Source organism: Pseudomonas sp. S8, assembly GCF_050473925.1.
Taxonomy (GTDB): domain Bacteria; phylum Pseudomonadota; class Gammaproteobacteria; order Pseudomonadales; family Pseudomonadaceae; genus Aquipseudomonas; species Aquipseudomonas parakoreensis.
Window position 1 is genome coordinate 4,837,701 of the sequence record NZ_JBFDVZ010000016.1, and the last position, 24,829, is coordinate 4,862,529.

Sequence of the window (24,829 nt, forward strand, 5' to 3'; positions counted from 1 at the left end):
GATGCCGCTAAATTGAGCCAGTAATGACGCCGACGCAATGGCGCCGATCACATCTGACAGCAAAAAGTGTTCCTTGATTGCCCGCTACCCCTGTAGGAGCTGCCGAAGGCTGCGATCTTTTGATCCTGTTTTAAGATCAAAAGATCGCAGCCTTCGGCAGCTCCTACAGGGGAGTGTTGTTTCAGTCAGACGTACTGCGCAGCCGCGTAGCCGGAGGCCCAGGCCCACTGGAAGTTGAAACCGCCCAGATGCCCGGTGACGTCGAGCACTTCGCCGACAAAATACAGGCCCGGGCTTTTCAGCGATTCCATGGTCTTGGACGACACTTCGCGGGTATCGACGCCACCCAGCGTGACCTCGGCGGTGCGGTAGCCTTCGGTGCCGGCCGGGACAACTTTCCAGCTGCCGAGTTTGTCGGCGATCTGCGCCAGTTCGGCGTGGGTGTACTGCTTCATCGGTTTGGAGACGAACCAGTTGTCCGCCAACAGGTTGGCCATCTTCTTGGTGAAGATTTCCCCGAGCAGGGTTTTCAGTTCGCTGTTCGGGCGTTCGGCCACTTGCTGTTGCAGCCATGCGGCGGTGTCGTGATCCGGCAGCAGGTTGATCTCCACGGTGTCGCCCGGCTCCCAGAACGACGAGATCTGCAGAATCGCCGGGCCGCTGAGGCCGCGGTGAGTGAACAGGATGTTCTCGCGAAAGCTCTGCTCGTTGCAGCTGACCAGGCAATCCACCGACGTACCGGACAACTCGGTGCACAGTTCCTTGAGCTGATCGGTGATGGTGAACGGCACCAGGCCGGCGCGGGTCGGCAGCAGTTCATGGCCAAACTGTTTGGCGACCTGATACCCGAAGCCGGTGGCGCCCAGCGTCGGGATCGACAGCCCGCCGGTGGCGATCACCAGCGATTGGCACTGAACCTGGCCGAGGGTGGTGTCGAGCAGGTAACCGCTTTCGACCTTCTCGATGGTCTGGATCGAGGTGTCCAGGTGCAGCTCCACGCCGACCTGATCGCACTCGTCGAGCAGCATGCCGAGGATGTCGCTGGATTTGTTATCGCAGAACAGCTGGCCGAGTTTTTTCTCGTGGTAGGGCACGCCATGCTTGGCGACCATGCCGATGAAATCCCACTGGGTGTAGCGCGCCAGTGCCGATTTGCAGAAATGCGGGTTACCCGAGAGGAAATTGCCCGGCTCGGTGTACATGTTGGTGAAATTGCAGCGGCCACCACCGGACATCAGGATTTTTTTGCCGGCCTTGTTCGCATGGTCAAGCAGCAGCACCTGACGCCCACGCCCGGCGGCGGTCAGTGCACACATCAACCCTGCGGCGCCAGCGCCAACGATCACGACTTCGGTAGAGCGCAAAACGGTGTCCTCTGAAATATCACCACAAAACCAACTGTTGTAGGAGCTGTCGAGTGAAACGAGGCTGCGATCTTTTGACCTTGCTCTTTAAAAACAAAGTCAAAAGATCGCAGCCTGCGGCAGCTCCTACAGGGGGTGTGCGTTGTTCTTAAAGGACGCGCACGCGCAGCGAACGGCCCTTGATCTTGCCGTTGTTCAAGCGCTGCAGCGCCTGCATGACCACGGTGCGCTCGACGGCCACATAGGACTGGAAGTCGAAGATCGCGATCTTGCCGACCTGAGCACCCGGGATGCCGGCGTCACCGGTCAGTGCGCCGAGGATGTCGCCCGGACGCACCTTGTCCTTGCGCCCGCCAGCGATGCACAGCGTGCTCATCGGTGGCTGCAGCGGGGCGCCGCCTTGGGACTTGAGGTTGTCGACCTGATCCCAGTTCAGCGGAGCCTTCTGCAACTGTTCGATGGCTTGCGCACGATGCGCTTCGGACGGTGCGACGAGGCTGACCGCGATGCCTTTCTCGCCAGCGCGACCGGTACGGCCAACGCGGTGAATGTGGATTTCCGAGTCGCGGGCCAGTTCGACGTTGATCACCATGTCCAGCGCATCGATGTCCAGACCACGAGCGGCGACATCGGTGGCGACTAGAACCGAAGTACTGCGGTTGGCGAACATTGCCAGCACCTGATCGCGGTCACGCTGTTCCAGATCGCCGTGCAGGCCAACGGCAGAAATGCCTTTGGCGGTCAGGTGGTCGACGGTTTCCTGCACTTGCTGCTTGGTAAAGCAGAACGCCACGCAGGAGGCCGGGCGGAAGTGGTGCAGGACTTTGGTCACTGCGCTCATGCGCTCTTCCGGGGAAATCTCGTAGAAGCGCTGCTCGATCTGCGTGTCGTCGTGGAACGCTTCGGCTTTCACCGTTTGCGGATCGCGCATGAATTTCGACGCCAATTGCTTGATGCCCACCGGGTACGTGGCGGAGAACAGCAGGGTCTGACGACGCGCCGGGGTCTGCTCGATGATGTCTTCGATCGCGTCGTAGAAGCCCATGTCGAGCATGCGGTCGGCTTCGTCGAGGATCAGCGTGTTCAGGCCGTCGAGGACCAGCGAACCCTTGCGCAGGTGTTGCTGGATACGCCCCGGGGTGCCGACGATGATGTGCGCGCCGTGCTCCAGCGAAGCGATCTGCGGGCCAAACGACACGCCGCCGCACAGGGTCAGGACCTTGATGTTGTCTTCGGCACGGGCCAGACGCCGGACTTCCTTGGCGACCTGGTCGGCCAGCTCACGGGTCGGGCAGATCACCAGCGCCTGGCAACCGAAGTAGCGCGGGTTGATCGGGTTGAGCAGGCCGATGCCGAACGCGGCGGTCTTGCCGCTGCCGGTCTTGGCCTGGGCGATCAGGTCCATCCCCTTGAGGATCACCGGCAAGCTCTGCGCCTGGATCGGCGTCATCTGGGCATAACCGAGGGATTCGAGGTTAGCCAGCATGGCGGCGGACAGCGGCAGAGTATTAAAAGCGGTGGCGATGGTGGTCACGGGACTGGCCTGCAAAACAAAATGTCGCGCAGTGTAGCAGCCCCGTGCCACTTTCCTCGAAAGTTCTGGACGAACAGTGCCTGAATCCCGAGGCGAGAGGGTTCAACCGTGGTGAGTGGATTCCTCTGTGGTGAGGGGATTTATCCCCGATGGGCTGCGCAGCAGCCCCAGAATCTGTCACTTCAGTACATCAGGCTGATCGCATTCAACCTTTCTAGGGGGCGCTTCGCGCCCCATCGGGGATAAATCCCCTCACCACAGGGCCTTCACTGCTCAATTCAAGCTCAGTGTTCGATGTGTTCGTCGGGATGTTCATCCGGGCGTTTGACCCGGCGACCGTCTTCTTTCGACAGTTGCGAGAAGATCGTCGCCGCCAGCATTGCCATCACTCCGACGGTCACAAACGTCAGCTGGAAAGCCCCCAGCACGGTCTCGACGCCGTCGTTGCCGATCTCCGCCGTGAAGCCGCCCAGCAAGGCGCCGGCACAGGCCACGCCCAGGCTCAGCGACAACTGCGCCACCACCGACAGCAAGCTGTTGCCGCTGCTGGCGCTGGCGTCGTCGAGGTCGATCAGCGTCACGGTGTTCATCGCGGTGAATTGCAGCGAGTTGATCGCGCCGAGAACCGCCAGCAGGCACAGCAGCAGCCAATAAGGCGTCTGCTCGCTGACCAGACCCATGCTCGCCAGCATGATCCCCAGCGCGAGGGTGTTGCCGGTGAGCACGATGCGATAGCCGAGGCGTTCGATCAGCGGTCGCGCCATCCACTTGGCAAACATCGCCGCAGCGGCCAGCGGCAGCATGCTCATCCCCGCTTGCGACGGTGAATAACCCAGCGCCACTTGCAGCAGCAACGGCACCAGAAACGGCAGGGCGCCGCTGCCCAGGCGGGCGAACAGGTTGCCGATGATTCCAACCGCGAAGGTTCGGGTCTTGAACAACGATGGGGCGAACAGCGGATTTTCCACACGCCCGGCGCGCAGCCAGTACGCCGCCAGGCAGGCCAGACCGCCGAACAGCAGCAACATCACCCGCAGGTGCGGCAAGTGCAGTTCGCCCAGACCTTCCATGGCGATGGTGATCAGGATCATTGCTGCGCCGAACAGCAGGAAACCGAGGCTGTCGAAGCGCGTGCGTTCGCTGCCGCGCAGGTCGGGAATGAACTTCCACACCGCATAGCAGCCGATGGCGCCGACCGGCAGGTTGATCAGGAAGATCCAGTGCCACGTCAGGTATTGCACCATCCAGCCGCCCATGGTCGGGCCGATCAGCGGGCCGAGCAGGCCGGGAATAGTGATGAAACCCATGATCCGCACCAGTTCCGAACGCGGATAGGCACGCAGCACCACCAGCCGTCCGACCGGCAACATCAATGCGCCGCCCAGACCCTGGATTACCCGCGCGCCAACCAGCATGGTCAGAGTGCTCGATAACGCACAGAGCAGCGAGCCAATGCTGAACAGCAGGATCGCGCCGAAGAAGATTTTCTTGGTGCCAAAGCGGTCGGCGATCCAGCCCGAGGCCGGAATCAGCAAGGCCACGGTGAGCATGTAGGCGATGACCACGCCTTGCATGCGCAACGGGTCTTCGGCCAGATCCCGGGCCATGGCCGGCAGGGCGGTGTTGAGAATGGTCCCGTCGAGGGACTGCATGAAGAACGCAATGGCGACGACCCACGGCAACCAGCGGGCGGTGATGGCGTCGAGAGGCGGGCGTGTGGGCATGGAACCTCGGGTGGGTGGTTAATCCAAATGGCTTGTCGTGAAGAAACCCTGTGGTGAGGGGATTTATCCCCGATGGACTGCGCAGCAGTCCCCTGCATTTGATTTTAAAAGCGGGGCCGCTACGCGACCCATCGGGGATAAATCCCCTCGCCACAGGGTCCACTCCAGCACTTGATCCTTGGGGGTACTGGAGGTTTTCAGTTACAGGGTCAAGGTCAATCGGCTCACCAGCGCCCCCGGCAGCAACGCCGACGAGGTATTGCGCTGGCTGTACGTGCTCGCCGACAGCAGCAACTCACGCTCGGCCGTCAGTGCTTCCAGCTGCGAACCCAGCAGGCTGTAGGCGCTGTCGTCGAAGCGCATGGTGCTGACCGGCGCCTGAATCTCGCCGTTCTCGACCCAGAAGGTCGCGAAGCGGGTCATGCCGGTCAGGCGCGCCGCCGGTTGATCCGAGTAGTTCAGGTACCACAGGTTGCTGATGTACAGCCCGGTGCCCAACTGCTTGAGAATTTCTGCCTGTGACAGATCACCGGCCGCCATGTTCAGTGCACTCGGCATTTCACCGCCGCTGGCGCCGTTGGCGGTCAGGCCGTATTCGGCGGCACTGCGCGAGCCGACCAGTTGATCACCGGCCTTGCCTTCGACAATCAGCCGCAGATCGCTGCGCGGATAACCCTCGCCGGAGAACGCCGGGCTCAACGATCCGCTGACTTGCTCATCCAGCGAGACCAGCGGACTGAACGCCTGATCACCGACATACAGCTTCTGCAGCGGACTGCTCTTGCTGGCGATCGACTGTGCGGAAAAACCGCCCCAGCTAAGCATGCCCATGATTTCTTCCAGTGCGGCCGGCGCCAGGTACGCCCGGTATTGCCCCGGTGCGAGGGTGCGCAACGGTCGACCGAGAAACGCCAGTTGCTCGCGCGCCTGCTGGAAGCGCCGGGCGAAGCCTTCGCTGCTCCATTCGTGCCCGGCGTAGCTGGCCTTGACCGCTTCGCCGTTTTCGTGGAACAGGCTGAAGTCGAAGTTGAAGCTGTTGGCCTGATGCCAGCCAAACGCTCCCGAGGAGCTGGCGAAACCACGGCTGATCGGGCCGGCAGCATAGAAGCCGACCAGATCCAGACCTTCAGCCGCGGTGCAGATTTCCTCGACCACTTGCTCGGTGTCCGGCAGCGGATGTTGCTGCACGTTGTTGCTCTGCCAGCCGTTGTGGTTGAGCAGCAGGTACGGATCCTGTGGCAGCAGCGGCAGGGTTTCGCGCAGTTGTTGCAGGCCTTCGGCGAGGCGCTGCAGGTCGGCTTCCTGATCACCGGACAGGGTGATGTGCAGGTCGGCATGGCGGCCATCGTTGATCAGCTTCAACCCGACGTCGGCTTGTTGCACCTGACCGGCCTGACGCACCTTGGCGTGATTGAAACGCACGAACGCCGAGGATTCGGCGGCATAGCTGAGGGTGAATTGTTCCGGCTCGCGCACGCTGTCGCGCAGCCAATTGACCATGACCTTGAAGGCGTCGGACTGACTCTTCGAAATGCTCATCAGGCGTCTCCCCCAAACACATCAACGTTGCTGAATACGCAGGCCGGCGAAGCGTGGCCGACGCGGATCACCTGGTTCGGCTCGCCCTTGCCGCAGTTTGGCGTGCCCAGCACTTTACGGGTGCCAGCATCGCCGACCGCGCGCAGACTCTTCCAGAACTGCGCGGAAATGCCTCGGTAATTCGGATTTTTCACCACACCCTTGAGTTCACCGTTCTCGATCAACTGCCCCCACTCGCAACCGAACTGGAATTTGTTGCGCGCATCGTCAATCGACCACGAACGGTTGGTGCTCATCAGAATGCCATGCTCGATGCCGCTGATCAGTTGCGTCAGCGACTGATCGCCCGGCTCGATGTTGAGGTTGGCCATGCGGTCGATCGGCGGCCGGTTCCAGCCGCAGGCGCGGCTGTTGGCAACGCCGTCGAGGCCGGCGCGGAACTGCGACAGTGCGCCGCCCAATGGCCGCAACAACAAGCCTTGGCGAATCAGGAATTGTTTGCTGGCCTTGCTGCCGTCGTCATCGTGGCCGTAACTGGCCAGCTCTTCGGGAATGTCCGGATCGAAGGTCACGTTGAGCAGCTTCGAGCCGTATTGCAGGCTGCCGAAGTCGCTGGTTTTGACGAAGCTGGTGCCGGCGTAATTGCGCTCGTCACCGAGGATCCGGTCAAGCTCCAGCGGGTGACCGATCGACTCGTGAATCTGCAGCATCATCTGATCGGGCATCAGCAACAGATCGCGCGGGCCTTGCGGGGTATTTGGCGCGAGCAGCAGTTGCAGGGCCTGATCGGCCACTTGCGGGCCGGCGCCGACCAGACCGCAACGGCTGATCACGTCGGCGCCACCCTGCTGACCGAAGTTCTCGCGGCCCAGGGAGCGGGTCTGGCTGTCGTGGCCGTCGTAGGCAGTGACATCGAAACTTGGATAAACGAAGCGCTGGGCCTGGCGCAATTCGGCGCCGGCACTGCTCAGGTAAATCTGTTCGACGTGGGTGATGCCGATGCTCGCTTGCCAATGCACCAGGCGCTCATCCTTTGGCACCGCGGCGGATTCCGCGCCGAGCAGCTCGAAGCATTCGCTCAGGGACGGGAAGGGTTGATCGAGATTGGGTGAAAAGTAATCAGCGCGGTCACTGGATACCGGCTGATCGCGCAGGTCGAGCAAGGCGTGGGGCTTGAGCCGACGGGCCTGCTGTTCGGCGCGCTCCAGGGCGGCTTGCAGGCCTTGCTGCGACAGGTCGTTGGTCGCCGCGTAAGCCTCGACGCCGTTGACCCGCACTGTGAGCATCGCACCCTCGTCACGGCTCAGGCTGGGCGGCTCGGCGACGTTCTTGCGCACCGACAGGTACTGGCCGGACTCGCGCACATACCGCAGGGAAAAAAACTCGGCGCCCGTGCGCAAGGCAGCGAAGCGCTGCTTGAGCTGGGGGTGGAAATCGAACATTCGGGAACCTCCTTGTTATGGAGTGGCGGGGTGAAGCGATTCGGCGGGGAGGGGTGAAACGATTGCGCGAGGTCTAGAGTAGGCCTGCGTGGGGGTAGGATCAAGTGAAGAGGGGGTGTAGGAGGATTTACTGTGCAGCAGGGAGATGGATGCTGATTTGCAGGGCCTCATCGCTGGCAAGCCAGACTCCCACAGGTTTCTCGGTGACCACAATATCTGTGAACGACGCAAAACCCTGTGGGAGCTGGCTTGCCAGCGATTAGCCGTGACGCGGTATCAAGTCTTACTGGGCAACAGGCGTGATATCACGCATTGGCTTGCCTTTGACCGGCGCACCGCCAGCCACGTAGTAGGCAGCATTGCTACGCGGCAGTGGCTTGCGGCCACGGATCTTGTCGGCGATTTTCTCGGCCATCATGATCGTCGGCGCGTTCAGGTTACCGGTGGTGATGATCGGCATGATCGAAGCATCGACCACACGCAGGCTCTGCATGCCGTGCACGCGGCCTTCGCCATCCACAACCGCCATCTCGTCGGTGCCCATCTTGCACGAGCAGGACGGGTGGAACGCAGTTTCGGCGTGCTCGCGGATGAACTTGTCCAGCTGCTCATCGGTTTGCACGTCGATGCCCGGGCTGATTTCGCGGCCACGGAAGGCGTCCAGCGCAGGCTGTTGCATGATTTCGCGGGTCAGGCGGATGCCGTCACGGAATTCCTGCCAGTCCTGCTCGGTGGCCATGTAGTTGAACAGGATGCTCGGGTGCTGACGCGGGTCCTTGGATTTGACCTGGATGCGGCCACGGCTCGGCGAACGCATGGAACCCATGTGCGCCTGGAAACCGTGCTCTTTCACACCGTTGCTGCCGTTGTAGTTAATCGCCACCGGGAGGAAGTGGTACTGGATGTTCGGCCATTCGAACTCTTCGCGAGTACGGATGAAACCGCCGGCTTCGAACTGGTTGCTGGCGCCGATGCCGGTGCCGTTGAACAGCCACTCGGCACCAATGGCTGGCTGGTTGTACCAGAGCAGCGACGGGTACAGCGAGACCGGTTGGGTGCAAGCGTATTGCAGGTACAGTTCAAGGTGATCCTGCAGGTTTTCACCGACGCCCGGCAGGTCATGGACGACCGGGATGTCGAGGCTTTCCAGCAGTTTTGCCGGGCCGACGCCGGAGCGCTGCAGAATCTGCGGCGAAGCGATGGCGCCTGAACACAGCAGAACTTCCTTGCGTGCTTTGGCTTCAACGCGCTCTTCCGCCGAGCCGACCAGATAACGCACGCCGACCGCGCGCTTGCCTTCGAACAGAATCTTGTCGGTCAGGGCGTGGGTAACGATGGTCAGGGTCGAGCGTTTTTTGGCGACGTCGAGGTAGCCTCGGGCAGTGGAAGCACGACGGCCGTTCGGCGTCACGGTGCGGTCCATCGGGCCGAAGCCTTCCTGCTGGTAGCCGTTCAAGTCTTCGGTGCGCGGGTAACCGGCTTGCACGCCGGCTTCAACCATGGCGTGGAACAGCGGGTTGTTGCCGGCTTTCGGCGTGGTCACGCTGACCGGGCCGTCGCCACCGTGGTAATCGTTCGGGCCGATGTCACGGGTTTCCGCTTTACGGAAGTACGGCAGGCAGTCGAGGTAGGTCCAGTCTTCCAGGCCTGGCAGTTTCGCCCAGCCGTCGTAGTCCATCGCGTTGCCACGGATGTAGCACATGCCGTTGATCAGTGAGGAACCGCCGAGGCCCTTGCCGCGACCGCATTCCATCCGGCGACCGTCCATGTGTGGCTCCGGATCGGTTTCGTAGGCCCAGTTGTAGCGACGACCCTGCAGCGGGAATGCCAGCGCGGCCGGCATTTGCGTGCGGAAGTCGAAACGGTAGTCCGGGCCGCCTGCTTCGAGCAGCAGCACGGTGACGCCTTCGTCTTCAGTCAGACGGGTCGCCAGGGTGTTACCGGCCGAGCCGGCACCGATGATGATGTAATCGAATTCTTGGGACATTGAATGCACCCTCTTAGAGGTTGGTCAGGTCAAGATCGCCGGGACGCTGCAAAACCAGTGGTGAGGAGAGAATCCTCTGTGGTGAGGGGATTTATCCCCGACCGGCTGCGCAGCAGTCGTAAAGCCAGCGAATGAGTTCTGTCTGGAGAGTTGCAGGGTCTGGATGGGGGCTGCTTCGCAGCCCGTCGGGGATGAATCCCCTCACCACAAAGGCCCCATCCAGACTCTGAGTCAGATCAGAACACCGAGACGTAATCGCCCAGCTCGACCTGTACCGATTTGATACGTGTGTAGTTGGTCAGCGAGCTGATGCCGTTTTCGCGGCCCACGCCCGACTGCTTGTAACCGCCCACCGGCATTTTTGCGTCGGACTCGCCCCAGGCGTTGATCCAGCAGATACCGGCTTCCAGTTGATGAATCACGCGGTGTGCGCGGTTCAGGTCTTTGGTGACGATACCGGCGGCCAGGCCGAAGTCGGTGTCGTTGGCGCGGCGGATCACTTCTTCCTCGGTCTCGTAGGAGAGGATCGCCATCACCGGGCCAAAGATTTCTTCACGGACGATGGTCATCTCGTCGGTGCAATCGGTGAACACGGTCGGTGCAACGAAGGCGCCTTTGGCGAATTCGCCGTCGGTCAGACGCTCGCCGCCGCACAGCACGCGAGCACCTTCTTCTTTACCCTTGGCGATGTAACCCAGCACGCTTTCCATGTGGGCGAAGCTGACCAGTGGCCCGAAGTTGGTGTTTTCGTCTTCCGGGTTGCCGATGCGGATGCGCGCGACGCGCTCGACAATCTTGGCTTCGAACGCGGCTTTCAGGTGGCTCGGTACGAATACGCGAGTGCCGTTGGTGCAGACCTGACCGGAGCTGTAGAAGTTGGCCATCATTGCGGTGTCGGCGGCGCGATCCAGGTCGGCGTCGTCGCAGATGATCAGCGGCGACTTGCCGCCCAGTTCCATGGTCACGTCTTTCAGCGACGAAGCCGAAGCGCTGGCCATGACTTTCTTGCCGGTGTCGGTGCCGCCGGTGAAGGAAACTTTCTCGATGCGCGGGTGCTCGGTCAGCCAGGTGCCGACTTCACGGCCGCTGCCGGTCAGGACGTTGAACACGCCGTTTGGCAGGCCGGCTTCGGTGTAGATCTCGGCCAGTTTCAGGGTGGTCAGCGAGGTGACTTCGCTTGGCTTGAAGATCATCGCGTTACCAGCGGCCAGGGCGGGTGCGGATTTCCACAGCGCGATCTGGATCGGGTAGTTCCACGCGCCGATACCGGCAACCACGCCCAGCGGTTCGCGACGGGTGTAGACAAAGGAAGTGTCGCGCAGCGGAATCTGCTCGCCTTCGATCGCCGGCACCAGGCCTGCGTAGTATTCCAGCACGTCAGCACCGGTGACGATGTCGACGTACTTGGTTTCGGAGAAGGCTTTGCCGGTGTCCAGGGTTTCCAGAGCAGCCAGTTCATCGTTGCGCTCGCGCAGGATGTCGACGGCGCGACGCAGGATGCGCGAACGCTCCATGGCGGTCATCGCGGCCCAGATTTTCTGACCCTTTTCAGCGCTGACCACGGCACGCTCGACGTCTTCCTTGGTCGCACGTTGCACTTTGGCGAGGACTTCACCGTTCGCCGGGTTGATGGCTTCGAAAGTGGCATCGCTGCCAGCGTCGGAGTACGCGCCATCGATGTAGAGTTTTTGCAGTTCGAAACGGGCCATAGTGTCCTCGCAAGTGCATTAGTGGTTGGCGTCGACCACCGCGCTGAAACTGCGGTGGCGGTTCAGGTACCGAGCGTTTTCTGTGTGCTCTGGCTCACCTGCTTGGCCAATTGGAAATCCATGTATTCGTAAGCGATCTGTTGCGCCTGCGCGGTGTCGAAAGCGTCTCCCGACAGCGCGCCGCGCAACCACAAGCCGTCGATCAACGCTGCCAGTCCACGCGCGGCGCTGCGCGCATCTTCGAGCGGCAACACACGGCGGAACTCGCAGCACAGGTTGGAATACAGACGGTGATCGTTGATCCGCTGCAACCTGTGCAAAGACGGCTGGTGCATGCTGGTGGCCCAGAAGGCCAGCCAGGTTTTCATTGCCGGGCCATTGACCTGGCTGGCGTCGAAGTTGCCTTCGATGATCACCTGCAGATGCGCCCGTGGGCTGCTGTCTGCCAGCGCCTGCCGGCGCGCGGTGACGTTCTCGCTGAGGACGTTCATCAGATACCGCATCGTGGCGGCAATCAGGCCGTTCTTGTCCTGAAAATAGTGACTGATGATGCCATTCGAGACACCGGCCAAACGGGCGATCAGCGCAATGCTGGCGTCCCCCATACCGACCTGATCGACCGCCTGCAACGTGGCTTCGATCAGTTGTTGGCGGCGGATGGGTTGCATACCGACCTTGGGCATCTTGCACATCTCCTTAGGCCTTCCGACGGGCGATAAACGCCGATCGGATTGAGGGCCAGTCTATTTTGTTTTGATTGAACGTTCAATCAACAAAGAATAAGATCTGCGACAAATCGTCGCTGCCTACAGATTTTTTCTGCTTGTAAATGGCGATAAAACGACCTCCGAAAATCCTTGAAACCTGCGTGGGGCATGGCGCGGTTCGCTATTCGATGGACGTGTTGAATGGGCAAGACGCTCGGGGCCAGGTTTCGGATGAACGTCCGCACAGCTTCGGCCACGAAAGCGATTCGCAACGCCATTTCGGCAGGTTCGGGCTTTTTTCGGGGTGTCTTTATATCACCCGCCGGTCGGCTGCCAACTAACCGATTGGTCGGGTTCCGTGTTGCCTTGTGTTCTTCTCTCGCACTGCCTGGAGCATTTGTGCCATGAGTTCTGCCTCGCTTATAAAGACCCCGCCCGAGAAGGTGACGGTCAACGGTTGGGTGTTTTACACCTCGACCGCGTTGATTCTGTTGTTGACCGCCATTCTGATCATCGCCCCGCAAGAGGCCGGCAGAATGTTGGGTATGGCTCAGGCCTGGTTGTCGCGCAGCTTCGGCTGGTACTACATGGTGGTGATCGCCGCCTACCTGGTGTTTGTGGTGGGCCTGGCGTTTTCCTCCTACGGCAAACTCAAACTGGGCAGCAAGGACGATACCCCGGATTTCAGTTACGGCGCCTGGGCGGGGATGCTGTTCTCGTCGGGTATCGGTATTTCGCTGCTGTATTTCGGCGCCTCCGAGCCGCTGGACCATTACTTCAATCCGCCGGAAGGCGCAGCGGCCACCAATCTGGCTGCGCGTCAGGCGGTGCAACTGACGTTCCTGCACTGGGGCCTGCACGGCTGGGCGATCTACGCACTGGTCGGTCTGGCCGTGGCGTACTTTGCGTACCGTCATAACCAGCCACTGGCCCTGCGTTCGGCGCTGTATCCGCTGGTCGGCGAGCGTTGGGTCAAGGGCGCCGCCGGTCATGCGGTGGACGGCTTCGGCATGTTCGTGACCCTGCTGGGTCTGGTGACCAACCTGGGGATCGGCTCGCTGCAAGTGTCCTCCGGCCTGGAAAACCTGTTCGGCATGGAGCACAGCAACACCAACCTGCTGATCGTGATCATCGTGATGAGCACCGTGGCGACCATCGCTGCCGTGTCCGGTGTGGAAAACGGCATCCGTCGTCTGTCCAACCTGAACATCGTGCTGTTCAGCGGTCTGCTGATTTTCGTCCTGTTGTTCGGCCCGACCCTGCACCTGCTCAACGGCTTCGTGCAGAACATCGGCGATTACCTCAACGGCGTGGTGCTGAAGACCTTCGACCTGTACGTCTATGAAGGCGACAGCGCCAAGTCCGACCGTTGGCTGGGCCTGTGGACCCTGTTCTACTGGGCGTGGTGGATTTCCTGGGCACCATTCGTCGGCATGTTCATCGCGCGTATTTCCCGTGGTCGTACCGTGCGTGAGCTGGTGGCTGGCGTGCTGCTGATTCCGCTGGGTTTCACCCTGGCGTGGCTGTCGATCTTCGGTAACTCGGCACTGGATCTGGTGATGAACCAGGGCGCGGTGGAACTCGGCAAGACGGCGCTGGAACAGCCGTCGATGGCGATCTACCAGTTGCTGGAACACTACCCGGCGTCGAAAGTCGTCATCGGTGTGTCGATCTTTGTTGGCTTCGTGCTGTTCCTGACCCCGGCCGACTCCGGCGCGGTGATGATGGCGAATCTGTCCTGCAAGGGCGGCAACGTCGATGAAGATGCGCCGCACTGGCTGCGGATCTTCTGGTCGGTGGTGATCACGCTGGTGACTATCGGTCTGCTGTTCGCCGGTAACTTCGAAGCCATGCAAACCATGGTGGTGCTGGCCGGTCTGCCGTTCTCGGTGGTGCTGGTGTTCTTCATGTTCGGCCTGCACAAGGCGATGCGTCAGGACGTGCAGATCGAACAGGAGCAGGCGCAACTGGCTGAGCGCGGTCGTCGTGGTTTCAGCGAGCGTCTGACGCAGCTGGATCTGCAGCCGAGCCAATCGGTGGTGCAGCGCTTCATGGACAAGCAGGTCAGCCCTGCGCTGGAAGACGCTGCCGCGCAAATGCGTGCACAGGGTCTGCAAGTGCAGACGCTGCTGGGCAAATCCAAGCGCTGCATGGGCGTGCGTGTCGAGATGGAAGAGGGCAATCCTTTCGTCTATGAAGTGAGCCTGGACGGCTACCTGGCGACCCCGACCGAATCGGCCCAGTCCGATGAAGCGCGCCAGCGCTATTACCGTGCCGAGGTGTACCTGCACAACGGCAGCCAGGACTACGACCTGATGGGCTTCACGCAGGATCAGATCACACGCGATGTGCTCGATCAGTTTGAAAGCCATCGGCAGCTCCTTGGCCGGGTGTATAGCTAAACAGCAAGTGCGCGGTGTTTCAGTCTGAAGCACCGCGTTGTTCCTTTGAAAGATCGCAGCCTTCGGCAGCTCCTACATGGATCGCATTCCCCCTGTAGGAGCTGCCGAAGGCTGCGATCTTTTGCTCTTCAAACAAAAACGCCGCGATCCTCTCGCGGCGTTTTTGTGTGCGGGGTTCTTACCCCAGGTTCTTGCCCAGCAACGCGTGATACAGCTCACTGTCGCCAAGAATCCCCACCACATGGTTGTTGTCGTGCAGCACCAGTTTGTTGCCGGTCTGGTAGCGAATCTGCAGCGCGTCACGCATGCCGATGTTCGAGTCCACCAGCGTCGGTTTGCGCTCCAGGCCTTCCACGGCCTGGCCCGGGGCCCAGTTCTGCAGGTTCAGCACCGAACCGTTCTGCCGCGCGCCTTTGATGGTGTTACCTTCGGCCAGGTCCAGCCACGAGTCGCCGCCCGGGTCGAGGCACACCGAACCGTTGATGCGTTTGCAGTTGTCCAGCGTGCGCATCAGGCTGCGCCCGCACAGGACGTTGAGCGGATTGGTGTGGGCCACGAAGGTGCGCACATAGTCGTCCGCCGGGTTCAGCACGATCTCTTCCGGCACGCTGTACTGGATGATCCGGCCGTCTTTCATGATCGCGATGCGGCTCCCCAGTTTGAGCGCCTCGTCGAGGTCGTGACTCACGAACACGATGGTCTTGCTCAGCTTGCGTTGCAGTTCCAGCAGTTCGTCCTGCAGACCCTGACGGATCAGCGGGTCGAGGGCCGAGAACGGTTCGTCCATCAACAGAATGTCGGCGTCCATCGCCAGCGCCCGGGCCAGTCCGACCCGCTGTTGCATGCCGCCGGAGAGTTCATCGGGCTTCTTGTTGCGCCATTGGGTCAGGCCCACCAGTTCGAGCTTGTCGTCGACCAGCTTGCGCCGTTCCTTTTCCGGTCGGCCCTGCATTTCCAGACCGAAGCTGATGTTCTCGCGCACCGTCAGCCACGGCATCAGGGCGAACTTCTGGAACACCATGGCGATGCGTTTGGTGCGCATCATTTTCAGTTCGGCCGGGGTGCAGGAAGCGATGTCGATCTGCTTGCCTTCGTGCTCGACGAACAGCTTGCCGCGACTCACGGTGTTGAGGCCGTTGATGCAGCGCAGCAGGCTCGACTTGCCGGAGCCGGACAGGCCCATCAGTACGCAGATCTCGCCCTTGTTGATGTCCAGGCTGGCCTTTTCCACGCCGACGATCTGCCCGGTCTTTTTCAGGATCTCGCTGCGGGTCAAACCTTGATCGAGAAGTTTCAGTGCTTCGCGCGGATCCTTGGTGAAGATCACGTCAACGTTATCGAAGCGAATTATGCTCATGCGTCACCCCCTGCTTTGGCGTCGGGTTGTTTGCAGATACGGTCGAGCATGATCGCCAGCAGTACGATCGCCAGGCCCGCTTCGAAGCCCAGGGCGATATCAGCAGTGTTCAGTGCGTTGACCACCGGTTTGCCGAGTCCGTCGGCGCCTACCAGTGCCGCGATCACCACCATCGACAGCGACAGCATGATGCACTGGGTGATGCCGGCCGCGATGCTCGGCATGGCGTGAGGCAGTTCGATCCGTGAGAGCAATTGGCGACGCGAGCAGCCGAAGGCCTTGCCGGCGTCCATCAGTTCTTGCGGGACATCGCGGATGCCCAGGTAGGTCAGGCGGATCGGCGCAGCGATGGCGAACACCACCGTGGAGATCAGGCCCGGCACCACACCCAGCCCGAAGAGGGTCAGGGTAGGAATGAGGTAAACGAAGGTCGGTACGGTCTGCATCAGATCGAGTACCGGACGCATTAAAGTGTAGAACATCGGCTTGTGCGCGGCGACGATGCCCAGCGGCACGCCGATGACCACGCAGACCAGGGTCGCGAACATGACCTGGGCGAGGGTTTCCATGGTTTCCTGCCAGTAACCCAGATTGAGGATCAGCAGGAACGAGGCGATGACGAACACCGTCAGCCCCCATTTGCGCTGGATGAAGTGGGCCAGCAGGGCGATGAGGCCGATCAGCACCAGCGGGTTGAACCAGGTCAGCGCAAACGTCACGCCGTGGATCATCGTTTCCAGTGTCACGGCGATTGCGTCGAAGGTGCTGGCGCCGTGTTGCGTCAACCATTCAACGAAGCCCGCGATGTACTGGCCTAAAGGGATTTTCTGATCAATCAGCATGGTAGTGAACGTCCGCATGCAAGGAATAAACAGCCCGGGCGAGCGAACTCGCCCGGCGTAAGGCAATTACTGTGCGAGCTTGGCTTTCACGGCTTCCAGGCCAGGTTTACCGTCAATGGTGGTCACGCCAGCGAGCCAGGTATCGAGCACCTGTGGGTTCTTTTTCAGCCAGGCCTTGGCGGCCGCTTCAGGCTTCATCTTGTCGTCGAGGATGTTGCCCATCAGGGTACTTTCCATGTCGACGGTGAACTCCAGGTTCTTCAGCAACTGACCGACGTTGCTGCATTCGGTGGTGTAGCCCTTGCGGGTGTTGGTCGCCACGGTCGCAGCACCGAAATCGGGGCCGAAGAAGTCATCGCCGCCGGTCAGGTATTGAATCTTGAAGCGCTTGTTCATCGGGTGCGGCGCCCAGCCGAGGAAGACCACGGCGGTGTCGCGTTTCTGTGCGCGGTCAACCTGCGAGAGCATGCCCGCTTCGGACGATTCGACGACTTTGAAACCGGCGTCCTTCAGGCCGAAAGCGTTCTTGTCGATCATGCTCTGGATCAGGCGGTTACCGTCATTGCCGGGCTCGATGCCGTAGATCTTGCCGTCGAGCTCTTTCTTGAATTTGGCGATATCGGCGAAGTCATGCAGACCCTTGTCGTACAGGGCTTGCGGTACGGCGAGGGTGTACTTGGCACCCTTGAGGTTGGTGCGCACCACTTCGACGGTGCCGGCATCGCGGTAGGCCTTGATGTCGTTTTCCATGGTCGGCATCCAGTTACCGAGGAACACGTCCATGTTCTTGCCGTCGGCCAGCGACTTGTAGGTCACGGGCACGGAGATCATGGTGGTCTTGGTCTTGTAGCCGAGGGCGTCGAGTACCACCGAAGTGGTGGCGGTGGTGGCGGTGATGTCGGTCCAGCCGACATCGGAGAAGTTCACGGTACTGCACTGAGCGGGTTCTGCAGCGTGAGCCAGTAACGGCAGACTCAGCATGGCGGCCAACAACAACGACGGGGAACCTTTCATGGATGGACTCCTTGGTGTTTTTTTTGGCAGTGTTCCGACTGTGGACCACCGCACTTATAGGTTGCGGTTGGATGGCGTTCTGGAGACAGCTCTACCACGGCGCCTTGCAATCGAGTCATAACGATCATGTACCAGTGAAAATCTGACGCCTACAGGGTGGGTCGTATCCAGTACAGGGATGGTCGCATCCAGTGTCAGTGACGTCGTTTACAGCTTTTTTCCGCCCCGTTTGACCATCTGAACCGCATAAAAACGGCGAAAACAGGGGAGGAAACCGGCACGGCGTTGGTGGGCATGAGTGCGTCGGTGTCAGACGCCGGGCGACCTGACAAAAGCCTGATGATGCGGGCATTCCGGCGGATCGCAGCTTGAGCGTAGCAGCTCCGCCAGCGGGCGCTTAACGCCCGGGAACGGCATCCTCAGGAGCTCTGCAGCAATGGCTATCAGCGTTTTCGACCTGTTCAAAATCGGCATCGGCCCGTCCAGTTCCCACACCGTCGGCCCGATGCGCGCCGCGGCCCTGTTTGTCGAATCGCTGCGCGACCGGCACCTGCTCGAACAGGTGCGGCGTATAGAAGTGCAACTGTTCGGTTCGCTGTCGGCCACCGGTATCGGCCACGGCAGCGACAACGCGGTGATCATGGGTCTGATGGGCGAGTGGCCGGACGCAATCGACCCGTCGCAGATTGGCCCGCGAATCCAGGCCCTGCGTGAAACCCACACGCTTCTTCTGGACGGCCGTTTGTCGGTGCCGTTTGTCTGGGTGCGCGACATGCGCCTGATCGACGAGAACCTGCCGTTCCACCCCAACGCCATGACCCTGATTGCCGAAGGCGATCACGGCGAGATTCATCGCGACACTTACTATTCGGTCGGCGGCGGATTCGTGGTGGATCAGGCGCAGGCATCCAGCGGTGTGGTCGATCTGGATCGCACTGAATTGCCCTATGACTTTTCCAGCGCGGTGGAACTGCTGCAGCTGTGCCAAAAGAACAATCTGCGCGTCGCCGAATTGATGATGGCCAACGAAAAGGTCTGGCGCAGCGAAGAAGAAATCCGCGCCGGGCTGATGAAGCTGTGGCGGGCGATGCAGGATTGCGTCGAGCAGGGCCTCAAGCACGAAGGCATCCTCCCCGGTGGTTTGAATGTGCGTCGGCGTGCGGCGAAGTTGCATCGCAACCTGCAGGAATTGAACAAGCCCAACGTGATCGGTTCGACGTTGAGCGCGATGGAATGGGTCAACCTGTTCGCCTTGGCGGTCAACGAAGAAAACGCCGCGGGCGGGCGTATGGTCACGGCGCCGACCAATGGCGCGGCGGGGATCATTCCGGCGGTGTTGCACTACTTTATGAAGTTCAGCGAAGCGGTCACCGACGCCAACGTCGTCGACTACTTTCTGGGTGCGGCGGCGGTGGGGATTCTGTGCAAGAAGAACGCCTCGATCTCCGGTGCCGAAGTCGGCTGCCAGGGTGAAGTGGGCTCGGCCTGCGCGATGGCGGCAGCGGGTCTGGCAGAGATTTTGGGTGCGACGCCGGAGCAACTGTGCAACGCGGCGGAAATCGGTCTGGAACATAACCTCGGCCTGACCTGCGATCCGGTCGGCGGGCTGGTGCAGGTGCCGTGCATCGAGCGCAATGCGATTGCGGCGGTGAAAGCGATCAACGCGGCGCAGATGGCCTTGCGCGGCGATGGTCAGCACTTCATCTCGCTGGACCGGGTGATCCGCACCATGCGCGATACCGGCGCCGATATGCATGACAAATATAAAGAGACTTCGCGCGGTGGTTTGGCGGTTAGCGCGGTTGAGTGCTGAGACCGAGATGTCCTGTGGCGAGGGGATTTATCCCCGATGGGCTGCGAAGCGGCCCCAAATCCTGCCATCGAGTGTTGCCTGACACACCGCGCTGAATGGTTTTACGGCTGCTGCGCAGCCGATCGGGGATAAATCCCCTCGCCACAGGATTTATGTTTGATTTGGAAGCGCCAGACCAGTCAAAACTGCTCACCAAGTGCACACGCTGATCAAATCACGCCACCTTTTAGCGCGTCGCAATCAGATAAGAGCTTTTCCCACTCGCAGTGCGCCATTCGCACTCCCTACCGTCCGTCACCCGTGCCTGCGGTGACACTCCCCACAAACTGCGCGCAGGCCAGTTCCCACAAGTGCTACCGATCTGCTCACAGGCAGCGGGGCAGGGCGCTCACCGCCGCTGATGGCACTTCGAAACAGCTGTTGGCCGACGTCTTGAATAGACACGTCGCGACGTCGTTTTCAGGAGTTATTGAACGGCCATTCAATTTTAGGCATGGCATTTGCTCTGTCATAACAAAGCCCGTCTCCCACGCGAGAACGCCGGCAATAACAAGAGCCTCCGCCTGAGGCCATCACCCGCTTTGTGTGAGGAGATACCGCGATGACGTCGTTCAACTCCGGGGCCCAACCCCAGAACCGTGCGCCTCAATCCATCGGCTTTCTGCTGCTGGACAATTTCACGCTGATTTCTCTGGCCTCCGCAGTCGAACCCCTGCGTATGGCCAACCAATTGTCCGGTCGTGAGCTGTATCGCTGGAGCACCCTGACCGTCGATGGCGGACAGGTGTGGGCCAGTGACGGTCTGCAAATCACCCCCGATGCCTCCATGCACAAAGCCCCGCCCCTGGACACCGTGATCGTCTGCGGCGGGATCGGCATTCAACGTACCGTGACCCGCGAGCACGTGTCATGGCTGCAGAGCCAGGCGCGTCAGTCCAAGCGGCTGGGCGCGGTGTGCACCGGCAGCTGGGCCTTGGCTTGCGCCGGGCTGCTCGACGGTTTCGATTGCAGCGTGCACTGGGAATGTCTGGCGGCGATGCAGGAAGCTTTCCCGCGTGTGGCGATGAGCACTCGCCTGTTCACCCTCGACCGTAACCGTTTCACCAGTTCCGGTGGTACCGCGCCATTGGACATGATGCTGCACCTGATCAGCCGCGATCACGGTCGCGAGCTGTCCGCCGCGATCTCGGAAATGTTCGTCTACGAGCGCATCCGCAACGAGCAGGATCACCAGCGCGTGCCGCTCAAGCACATGCTCGGCACCAACCAGCCGAAGCTGCAGGAAATTGTCGCGCTGATGGAGGCCAACCTCGAAGAGCCGATCGACCTCGACGAACTGGCGGTGTACGTCGCCGTGTCGCGTCGACAGCTGGAGCGCCTGTTCCAGAAATACCTGCACTGCTCGCCGTCGCGTTACTACTTGAAGCTGCGCCTGATCCGCGCGCGGCAGTTGCTCAAGCAAACGCCGATGTCGATCATCGAAGTGGCCTCGGTGTGCGGTTTCGTGTCGACGCCGCACTTCTCCAAATGCTACCGCGAATACTTCGGCATTCCGCCGCGTGACGAACGCGTAGGCTCCAACACCACGCAGCAAGTGGCGATGCTGCCGCTGCCGCAGGCCATCGTGATGTCGCCGCTGTCGGGGCCGATGTCGGCACTGAGTCAGGCGCGCAATGAGTCGACGTTTGCCAGCGTAAGGCTGTAGACCGCGTCGATCTTATCGCTGGCAAGCCAGCTCCCACAGGTTCTGCGGTGATACAGATATCTTGATCACACCGAAAATCCCTGTGGGAGCTGGCTTGCCAGCGATGACGGTCTGTCAGGCGCTGTGGCTTTGCTGATAATCCGCCAATGCCGGCAACAACTGCTTGTCGATCGCCTGACGCACCGCAGGCTGAATACTGGCGCCGCTGGTGTACATGTCCTTGACCATTTTGCGCAATTCAAACGCGCGAACATTGTCCAGACCACGCACCGCACACTCGCAGGCCTGCTCCGCTGTGGAGCCGCTCGGCACCTGAAACCCCAATGCCTTGAGCTGGCCCAGCAAGTCTTCCTGATCGATCAAATCGGCATACATCATGGCGCGCTTCCTTCTTCGGCAATGGAGGTCGTGGCTCGATTCTGGTGGGCATGCGCAGGCACGGCAAGGGTGATTTGTCGCAGTGGCCGCGACGGCTATGAACAGGTCGTTTTCGGCTAACTCAGTGCCAAGGGGAGTGGGCACACTGGCCTCAGCTCGCTACAGACGGTTTGGTCACCCTCGACTGGCAGCTCCTCAACAGTACCCTCTGCCCCGATCCTGTCACGGCTTGTATCGGGGCTTTTTTTAATTTTATGAAAGTCAAAAGATCGCAGCCTCCGGCAGCTCCTACAGTTGAAATGCGATCCCCTGTAGGAGCTGCCGGAGGCTGCGATCTTTTGCTTTTAGCGGTCTAGCGTTGCAACACCAGAATCCGCGACAACAACTCATCCCGATCGATGTAGCAGCCCTGGAAATGCCGCGCCCCGGTGGCCGGGTCAAACGCATTGCGCGCATGCAGCGTGCGGCGATTATCGAAGCACCACAGTTCACCCGGATTGAGTCGCTGCATCAGGCGAAAACGTGGCTCACGGGTCATGGCGATCAAGCGCCGATAGGCCCGATATAGCAGCGGCATTTGCTCCACCGATGTATCAAATGCACCGCGCAGAAAGTTCGCCATGCGAACCTCCGCCACCCGGCCCAGCGCATCCAGCGCAATGATCGGCGCCAGGCAACGATAGTCGCTGTGGCGGTCCTTGTTGCGAAACTCCACGGGGATTTCGCACAGCGCCTGAAACAACTCCGGTGCCTCCTGACGCAACGCGTCGGCAATCGCAAAACCGTCGACAAAAATACTTTCGCCACCCTCGGCATCATTCACCAGGCAATGCAGAAACTGCAGGCCCGGTTGCAACTCCCGGGTCGGCAAATCGGTGTGCAATGGCAGGTTGAAAGCGGTGTAGGCGTTGCTGTCGGCATCGGCCTTGGACTGCACGTTGAACAGCACGCCGAAATTGCTCTCGCGGATGAACGAAATGCGCTGGGCGATCAGCTTCAGTGAACCCGGTTCGGTGGGCACGCCGCGCACCTGAGTCAGGCCGATGTCGCGCACCGCGATCAACCATTGCAGCAGCGCGCCGTTGTCGTTCATCAGCGCTGAATAGTCGAATGCCGGTAGCTGCAAATTGCTGCGCCACAGATAGGGCTGGGGTTTGGCTGCCAGGCGTTCGGCGCGGGACTCGTCGTCATAGGCGTGGGCGCGCAGCCAGCCCGGGTCGAAGCGGCTCTGGTGGCCGTCCTGCCAGTCGATCTGCAGACAGCCGTCGCTGTCGATGTGCGCGTTGACGGGAGCCAGATCCGGCGCGGCATCGACGATCTCGAACACCTGCTCGCGGGTGACGGTGTAGACGCACTGTTCACACGGGCAGTTGTCGCGCAACCAGACATGGTGAAACGGGCTGATGCGGCCATCGGCCCAGGCAAGTGAAACGCGATCCGCCAGGTTCTGCACGCCGCTCAGCGCGCTGATCAACGGATAACTGCGGAAATCGGCAACAGCGGCAGCGGTGTGCATGGTGGCTCCTTGCGTGGGCGGAATTAGCGGGCGGGTGGCAGAGCGATGACGCGGCCGATGTAAGCCGGGGCGGGCAGATCGACTTGCTCGGCGACGATGGTTTGCAGACGGCTCAGGGTATCGGCGGTGAACGGTGCCGAGCGCGGGCCGGCGAGGTCGACGTGCAGCAGCATCTGCTCGTTGCCGGCCAGTTCCTTGTCGTCGCCGGCCAGGTGCAGGCTGTGATAGAGGTGCAGGCGTTTGCTGTCGTGACCGATGATCTGCGTGCGCACTTCGACCTCGGCGTCGAGCTTCACTTCGTGCAGATAATTCAGGTGCAGTTCCAGGGTAAACAGTGAGTGGCCGCTGGCCTCGCGGTTGTTGCTGTCCATGCCGAGACGGTCCATCAGGGCGTCGGTGGCGTAGCTGAAGATCAGCAAGTAGAAGGCGTCGCGCAGATGGCCGTTGTAGTCGACCCAGTCGGGGATGATGGTGGTTTGGTAGGTGGTGAGGGTGGGCATGGTTGAACTCCATAGATCGCTGGCGCAATACACATTGTGGCGAGGGAGCTTGCTCCCGCTGGGCTGCGCAGCAGCCCCAAAACCTCTGATCGCGGTGCGTCGGTCAGACAGCATTCGCTGGTTTTACGACCGCTTCGCGGCCGAGCGGGAGCAAGCTCCCTCGCCACAGGGGAAGGCGATTACTCGCTGAAACTCATCCCGTGCTTTTCCTTGGTGGTCTTCACCGCCTCCAGCACCGCCAGCAGGCAGTCATCACGATAGCGCTCCAGCGCTGAAATGCTGTGGCGGCCAAGCTGATCGCTGGTGCCATCGACCACATCGTCAATCAGCTTGTCAGTCAGCTCCGGTGCCGGCAGATACGTCCACGGCAACTGCAACGCCGGGCCGAACTGCGACATGAAGTGGCGCATCCCCGCGTCGCCACCGGCCAGCGTATAGGTCAGGAACGTGCCCATGAACGACCAGCGCAGCCCGGCGCCAAAACGGATCGCGTCGTCGATCTCGCCAGTGGTCGCCACGCCGTCGTTGACCAGGTGCAGCGCCTCGCGCCACAGTGCTTCGAGCAAACGGTCGGCAATGAACCCCGGCACTTCCTTGCGCACATGCAGCGGGCGCATGCCGAGGGATTCGTAGACTTTCATCGCCGCTTGCACCGCTTCCGGCGCGGTGTGCTTGCCACCGACCACTTCCACCAGCGGCAGCAGGTAAACCGGATTGAACGGGTGGCCGACCACGCAGCGTTCAGGGTGGGTCGAACTCTCGTAGAACTCGCTCGGCAACAGGCCGGAAGTGCTCGATCCGATCAAGGCATTGGGCTTGGCCGCCGCGCTGATTTTGCTGTGCAGATCGAGTTTCAGCTCGAGGCGTTCCGGGGCGCTTTCCTGAATGAAATCGGCATCGCGCACGCATTCTTCGATGGTCGCAACAAAGCGCAGACGATCCTGCGAGGCGCCAGGCGCCAGACCGTTTTTCTCCAACGCGCCCCAGGCGCTGGCCACGCGTTTGCGCAGCGCGGCTTCAGCGCCGGGCGCCGGGTCCCAGGCCACCACGTCGAGGCCGTGGGCGAGGGCACGCGCGACCCAGCCGCTGCCGATGACACCGCTGCCGAGGGCGGCGAAGGTTTTGATGTTGGTGATAAAGCTCATGACGATTTCCTGAGAGAGTTCGGTGGTCCTGTGGAAACTCTGTCTTGTGGCGAGGGGATTTATCTCCGATCGGCTGCGAAGCAGTCGTCAAACCAGCACTCTCGGTCTTTCTGATGCCCGGGTTGTCAGGTTTTGGGGCGGCTTCGCCACC

The 24,829-nt window shown here is 61.1% G+C and carries 18 protein-coding genes; 3 read left to right on the forward strand and 15 right to left on the reverse strand.

From position 1 onward, the window contains the following. Positions 1-185 precede the first annotated feature (185 nt). From AB1J88_RS22955 to betI, 8 genes are all read right to left on the reverse strand, one after another. The gene (locus tag AB1J88_RS22955) at positions 186-1,364 is read right to left on the reverse strand and encodes an NAD(P)/FAD-dependent oxidoreductase (RefSeq protein WP_430292043.1); all 1,179 of its coding nucleotides are present in this window, start codon (positions 1,362-1,364) and stop codon (positions 186-188) included. A 148-nt stretch (positions 1,365-1,512) separates the two neighbouring features. After that, on the reverse strand, positions 1,513-2,850 hold the full coding sequence (gene dbpA / locus AB1J88_RS22960) for an ATP-dependent RNA helicase DbpA (protein ID WP_430292714.1): 1,338 nt from the start codon (positions 2,848-2,850) through the stop codon (positions 1,513-1,515). A 332-nt stretch (positions 2,851-3,182) separates the two neighbouring features. After that, complete coding sequence (mdtD, locus tag AB1J88_RS22965) at positions 3,183-4,622, reverse strand: multidrug transporter subunit MdtD (protein ID WP_414904076.1); 1,440 nt, start codon at positions 4,620-4,622, stop codon at positions 3,183-3,185. 201 nt (positions 4,623-4,823) lie between these two features. Continuing rightward, positions 4,824-6,161 carry a TldD/PmbA family protein gene (locus AB1J88_RS22970; protein WP_430292044.1) on the reverse strand — a complete coding sequence of 446 codons (1,338 nt, stop codon included), beginning with the start codon at positions 6,159-6,161 and terminating at the stop codon, positions 4,824-4,826. After that, positions 6,161-7,603: a TldD/PmbA family protein gene (locus AB1J88_RS22975; protein ID WP_108184046.1), complete on the reverse strand. Its 1,443-nt coding sequence runs from the start codon at positions 7,601-7,603 to the stop codon at positions 6,161-6,163. The genes AB1J88_RS22970 and AB1J88_RS22975 overlap by 1 nt, the downstream gene beginning before the upstream one ends. Before the next feature lie 283 nt (positions 7,604-7,886). Continuing rightward, complete coding sequence (gene betA / locus AB1J88_RS22980; RefSeq protein WP_086793597.1) at positions 7,887-9,590, reverse strand: choline dehydrogenase; 1,704 nt, start codon at positions 9,588-9,590, stop codon at positions 7,887-7,889. Between the two features lie 236 nt (positions 9,591-9,826). Further along, on the reverse strand, positions 9,827-11,299 hold the full coding sequence (gene betB, locus AB1J88_RS22985; RefSeq protein WP_047297082.1) for a betaine-aldehyde dehydrogenase: 1,473 nt from the start codon (positions 11,297-11,299) through the stop codon (positions 9,827-9,829). A 62-nt stretch (positions 11,300-11,361) separates the two neighbouring features. Beyond that, positions 11,362-11,982 carry a transcriptional regulator BetI gene (betI, locus tag AB1J88_RS22990; protein ID WP_041063389.1) on the reverse strand — a complete coding sequence of 207 codons (621 nt, stop codon included), beginning with the start codon at positions 11,980-11,982 and terminating at the stop codon, positions 11,362-11,364. Between the two features lie 428 nt (positions 11,983-12,410). Between betI and betT the strand changes: the two genes are divergently transcribed. Then, positions 12,411-14,408 (forward strand): choline BCCT transporter BetT, encoded by a 1,998-nt coding sequence (gene betT / locus AB1J88_RS22995; protein WP_222017975.1) that lies wholly within the window; start codon positions 12,411-12,413, stop codon positions 14,406-14,408. A 178-nt stretch (positions 14,409-14,586) separates the two neighbouring features. Here betT and choV read toward each other — a convergent pair whose 3' ends face one another. The 3 genes from choV to AB1J88_RS23010 form a co-directional block, all read right to left on the reverse strand. Further along, a complete protein-coding gene (gene choV / locus AB1J88_RS23000) occupies positions 14,587-15,765 on the reverse strand; it encodes a choline ABC transporter ATP-binding protein (protein WP_041063385.1) in 1,179 nt (392 codons plus the stop codon). Next, positions 15,762-16,607, reverse strand: coding sequence for a choline ABC transporter permease subunit (gene choW / locus AB1J88_RS23005; protein WP_041063383.1), 846 nt, complete (start codon positions 16,605-16,607; stop codon positions 15,762-15,764). The genes choV and choW overlap by 4 nt, the downstream gene beginning before the upstream one ends. A 66-nt stretch (positions 16,608-16,673) precedes the next feature. Next, entirely contained in the window at positions 16,674-17,621 is a 948-nt protein-coding gene (locus tag AB1J88_RS23010; RefSeq protein WP_041063381.1) for a choline ABC transporter substrate-binding protein, read from the reverse strand. Between the two features lie 436 nt (positions 17,622-18,057). On the opposite strand from AB1J88_RS23010, the gene AB1J88_RS23015 reads away from it, so the two are divergent. Further along, a complete protein-coding gene (locus AB1J88_RS23015) occupies positions 18,058-19,434 on the forward strand; it encodes an L-serine ammonia-lyase (RefSeq protein WP_430292045.1) in 1,377 nt (458 codons plus the stop codon). A gap of 601 nt (positions 19,435-20,035) precedes the next feature. Next, positions 20,036-21,139 (forward strand): GlxA family transcriptional regulator, encoded by a 1,104-nt coding sequence (locus AB1J88_RS23020; protein ID WP_007949927.1) that lies wholly within the window; start codon positions 20,036-20,038, stop codon positions 21,137-21,139. A 114-nt stretch (positions 21,140-21,253) separates the two neighbouring features. Here AB1J88_RS23020 and AB1J88_RS23025 read toward each other — a convergent pair whose 3' ends face one another. From AB1J88_RS23025 to AB1J88_RS23040, 4 genes are all read right to left on the reverse strand, one after another. After that, positions 21,254-21,517, reverse strand: a complete 264-nt coding sequence (locus tag AB1J88_RS23025) for a hypothetical protein (RefSeq protein WP_007962640.1) — start codon at positions 21,515-21,517, stop codon at positions 21,254-21,256. 352 nt (positions 21,518-21,869) lie between these two features. Then, a complete protein-coding gene (locus AB1J88_RS23030) occupies positions 21,870-23,033 on the reverse strand; it encodes a gamma-butyrobetaine dioxygenase (RefSeq protein WP_430292046.1) in 1,164 nt (387 codons plus the stop codon). A gap of 23 nt (positions 23,034-23,056) precedes the next feature. After that, positions 23,057-23,533 carry a thioesterase family protein gene (locus tag AB1J88_RS23035; protein ID WP_430292047.1) on the reverse strand — a complete coding sequence of 159 codons (477 nt, stop codon included), beginning with the start codon at positions 23,531-23,533 and terminating at the stop codon, positions 23,057-23,059. 179 nt (positions 23,534-23,712) lie between these two features. Then, positions 23,713-24,678 (reverse strand): L-carnitine dehydrogenase, encoded by a 966-nt coding sequence (locus AB1J88_RS23040; protein ID WP_430292048.1) that lies wholly within the window; start codon positions 24,676-24,678, stop codon positions 23,713-23,715. Positions 24,679-24,829: the final 151 nt, after the last annotated feature.

Bases quoted from the DNA above. Each gene is read 5' to 3' on its own strand.
- betB (WP_047297082.1), bottom strand. From the start codon at position 11,299: ATGGCCCGTTTCGAACTGCAAAAACTCTACATCGATGGCGCGTACTCC.
- AB1J88_RS23010 (WP_041063381.1), bottom strand. From the start codon at position 17,621: ATGAAAGGTTCCCCGTCGTTGTTGTTGGCCGCCATGCTGAGTCTGCCG.
- AB1J88_RS23040 (WP_430292048.1), bottom strand. From the start codon at position 24,678: ATGAGCTTTATCACCAACATCAAAACCTTCGCCGCCCTCGGCAGCGGT.
- AB1J88_RS23035 (WP_430292047.1), bottom strand. From the start codon at position 23,533: ATGCCCACCCTCACCACCTACCAAACCACCATCATCCCCGACTGGGTC.
- mdtD (WP_414904076.1), bottom strand. From the start codon at position 4,622: ATGCCCACACGCCCGCCTCTCGACGCCATCACCGCCCGCTGGTTGCCG.
- betI (WP_041063389.1), bottom strand. From the start codon at position 11,982: ATGCCCAAGGTCGGTATGCAACCCATCCGCCGCCAACAACTGATCGAA.
- choW (WP_041063383.1), bottom strand. From the start codon at position 16,607: ATGCTGATTGATCAGAAAATCCCTTTAGGCCAGTACATCGCGGGCTTC.
- AB1J88_RS22975 (WP_108184046.1), bottom strand. From the start codon at position 7,603: ATGTTCGATTTCCACCCCCAGCTCAAGCAGCGCTTCGCTGCCTTGCGC.
- betA (WP_086793597.1), bottom strand. From the start codon at position 9,590: ATGTCCCAAGAATTCGATTACATCATCATCGGTGCCGGCTCGGCCGGT.
- betT (WP_222017975.1), top strand. From the start codon at position 12,411: ATGAGTTCTGCCTCGCTTATAAAGACCCCGCCCGAGAAGGTGACGGTC.
- dbpA (WP_430292714.1), bottom strand. From the start codon at position 2,850: ATGCTGGCTAACCTCGAATCCCTCGGTTATGCCCAGATGACGCCGATC.
- AB1J88_RS23025 (WP_007962640.1), bottom strand. From the start codon at position 21,517: ATGATGTATGCCGATTTGATCGATCAGGAAGACTTGCTGGGCCAGCTC.
- AB1J88_RS23030 (WP_430292046.1), bottom strand. From the start codon at position 23,033: ATGCACACCGCTGCCGCTGTTGCCGATTTCCGCAGTTATCCGTTGATC.
- AB1J88_RS22970 (WP_430292044.1), bottom strand. From the start codon at position 6,161: ATGAGCATTTCGAAGAGTCAGTCCGACGCCTTCAAGGTCATGGTCAAT.
- AB1J88_RS23015 (WP_430292045.1), top strand. From the start codon at position 18,058: ATGGCTATCAGCGTTTTCGACCTGTTCAAAATCGGCATCGGCCCGTCC.
- AB1J88_RS23020 (WP_007949927.1), top strand. From the start codon at position 20,036: ATGACGTCGTTCAACTCCGGGGCCCAACCCCAGAACCGTGCGCCTCAA.
- choV (WP_041063385.1), bottom strand. From the start codon at position 15,765: ATGAGCATAATTCGCTTCGATAACGTTGACGTGATCTTCACCAAGGAT.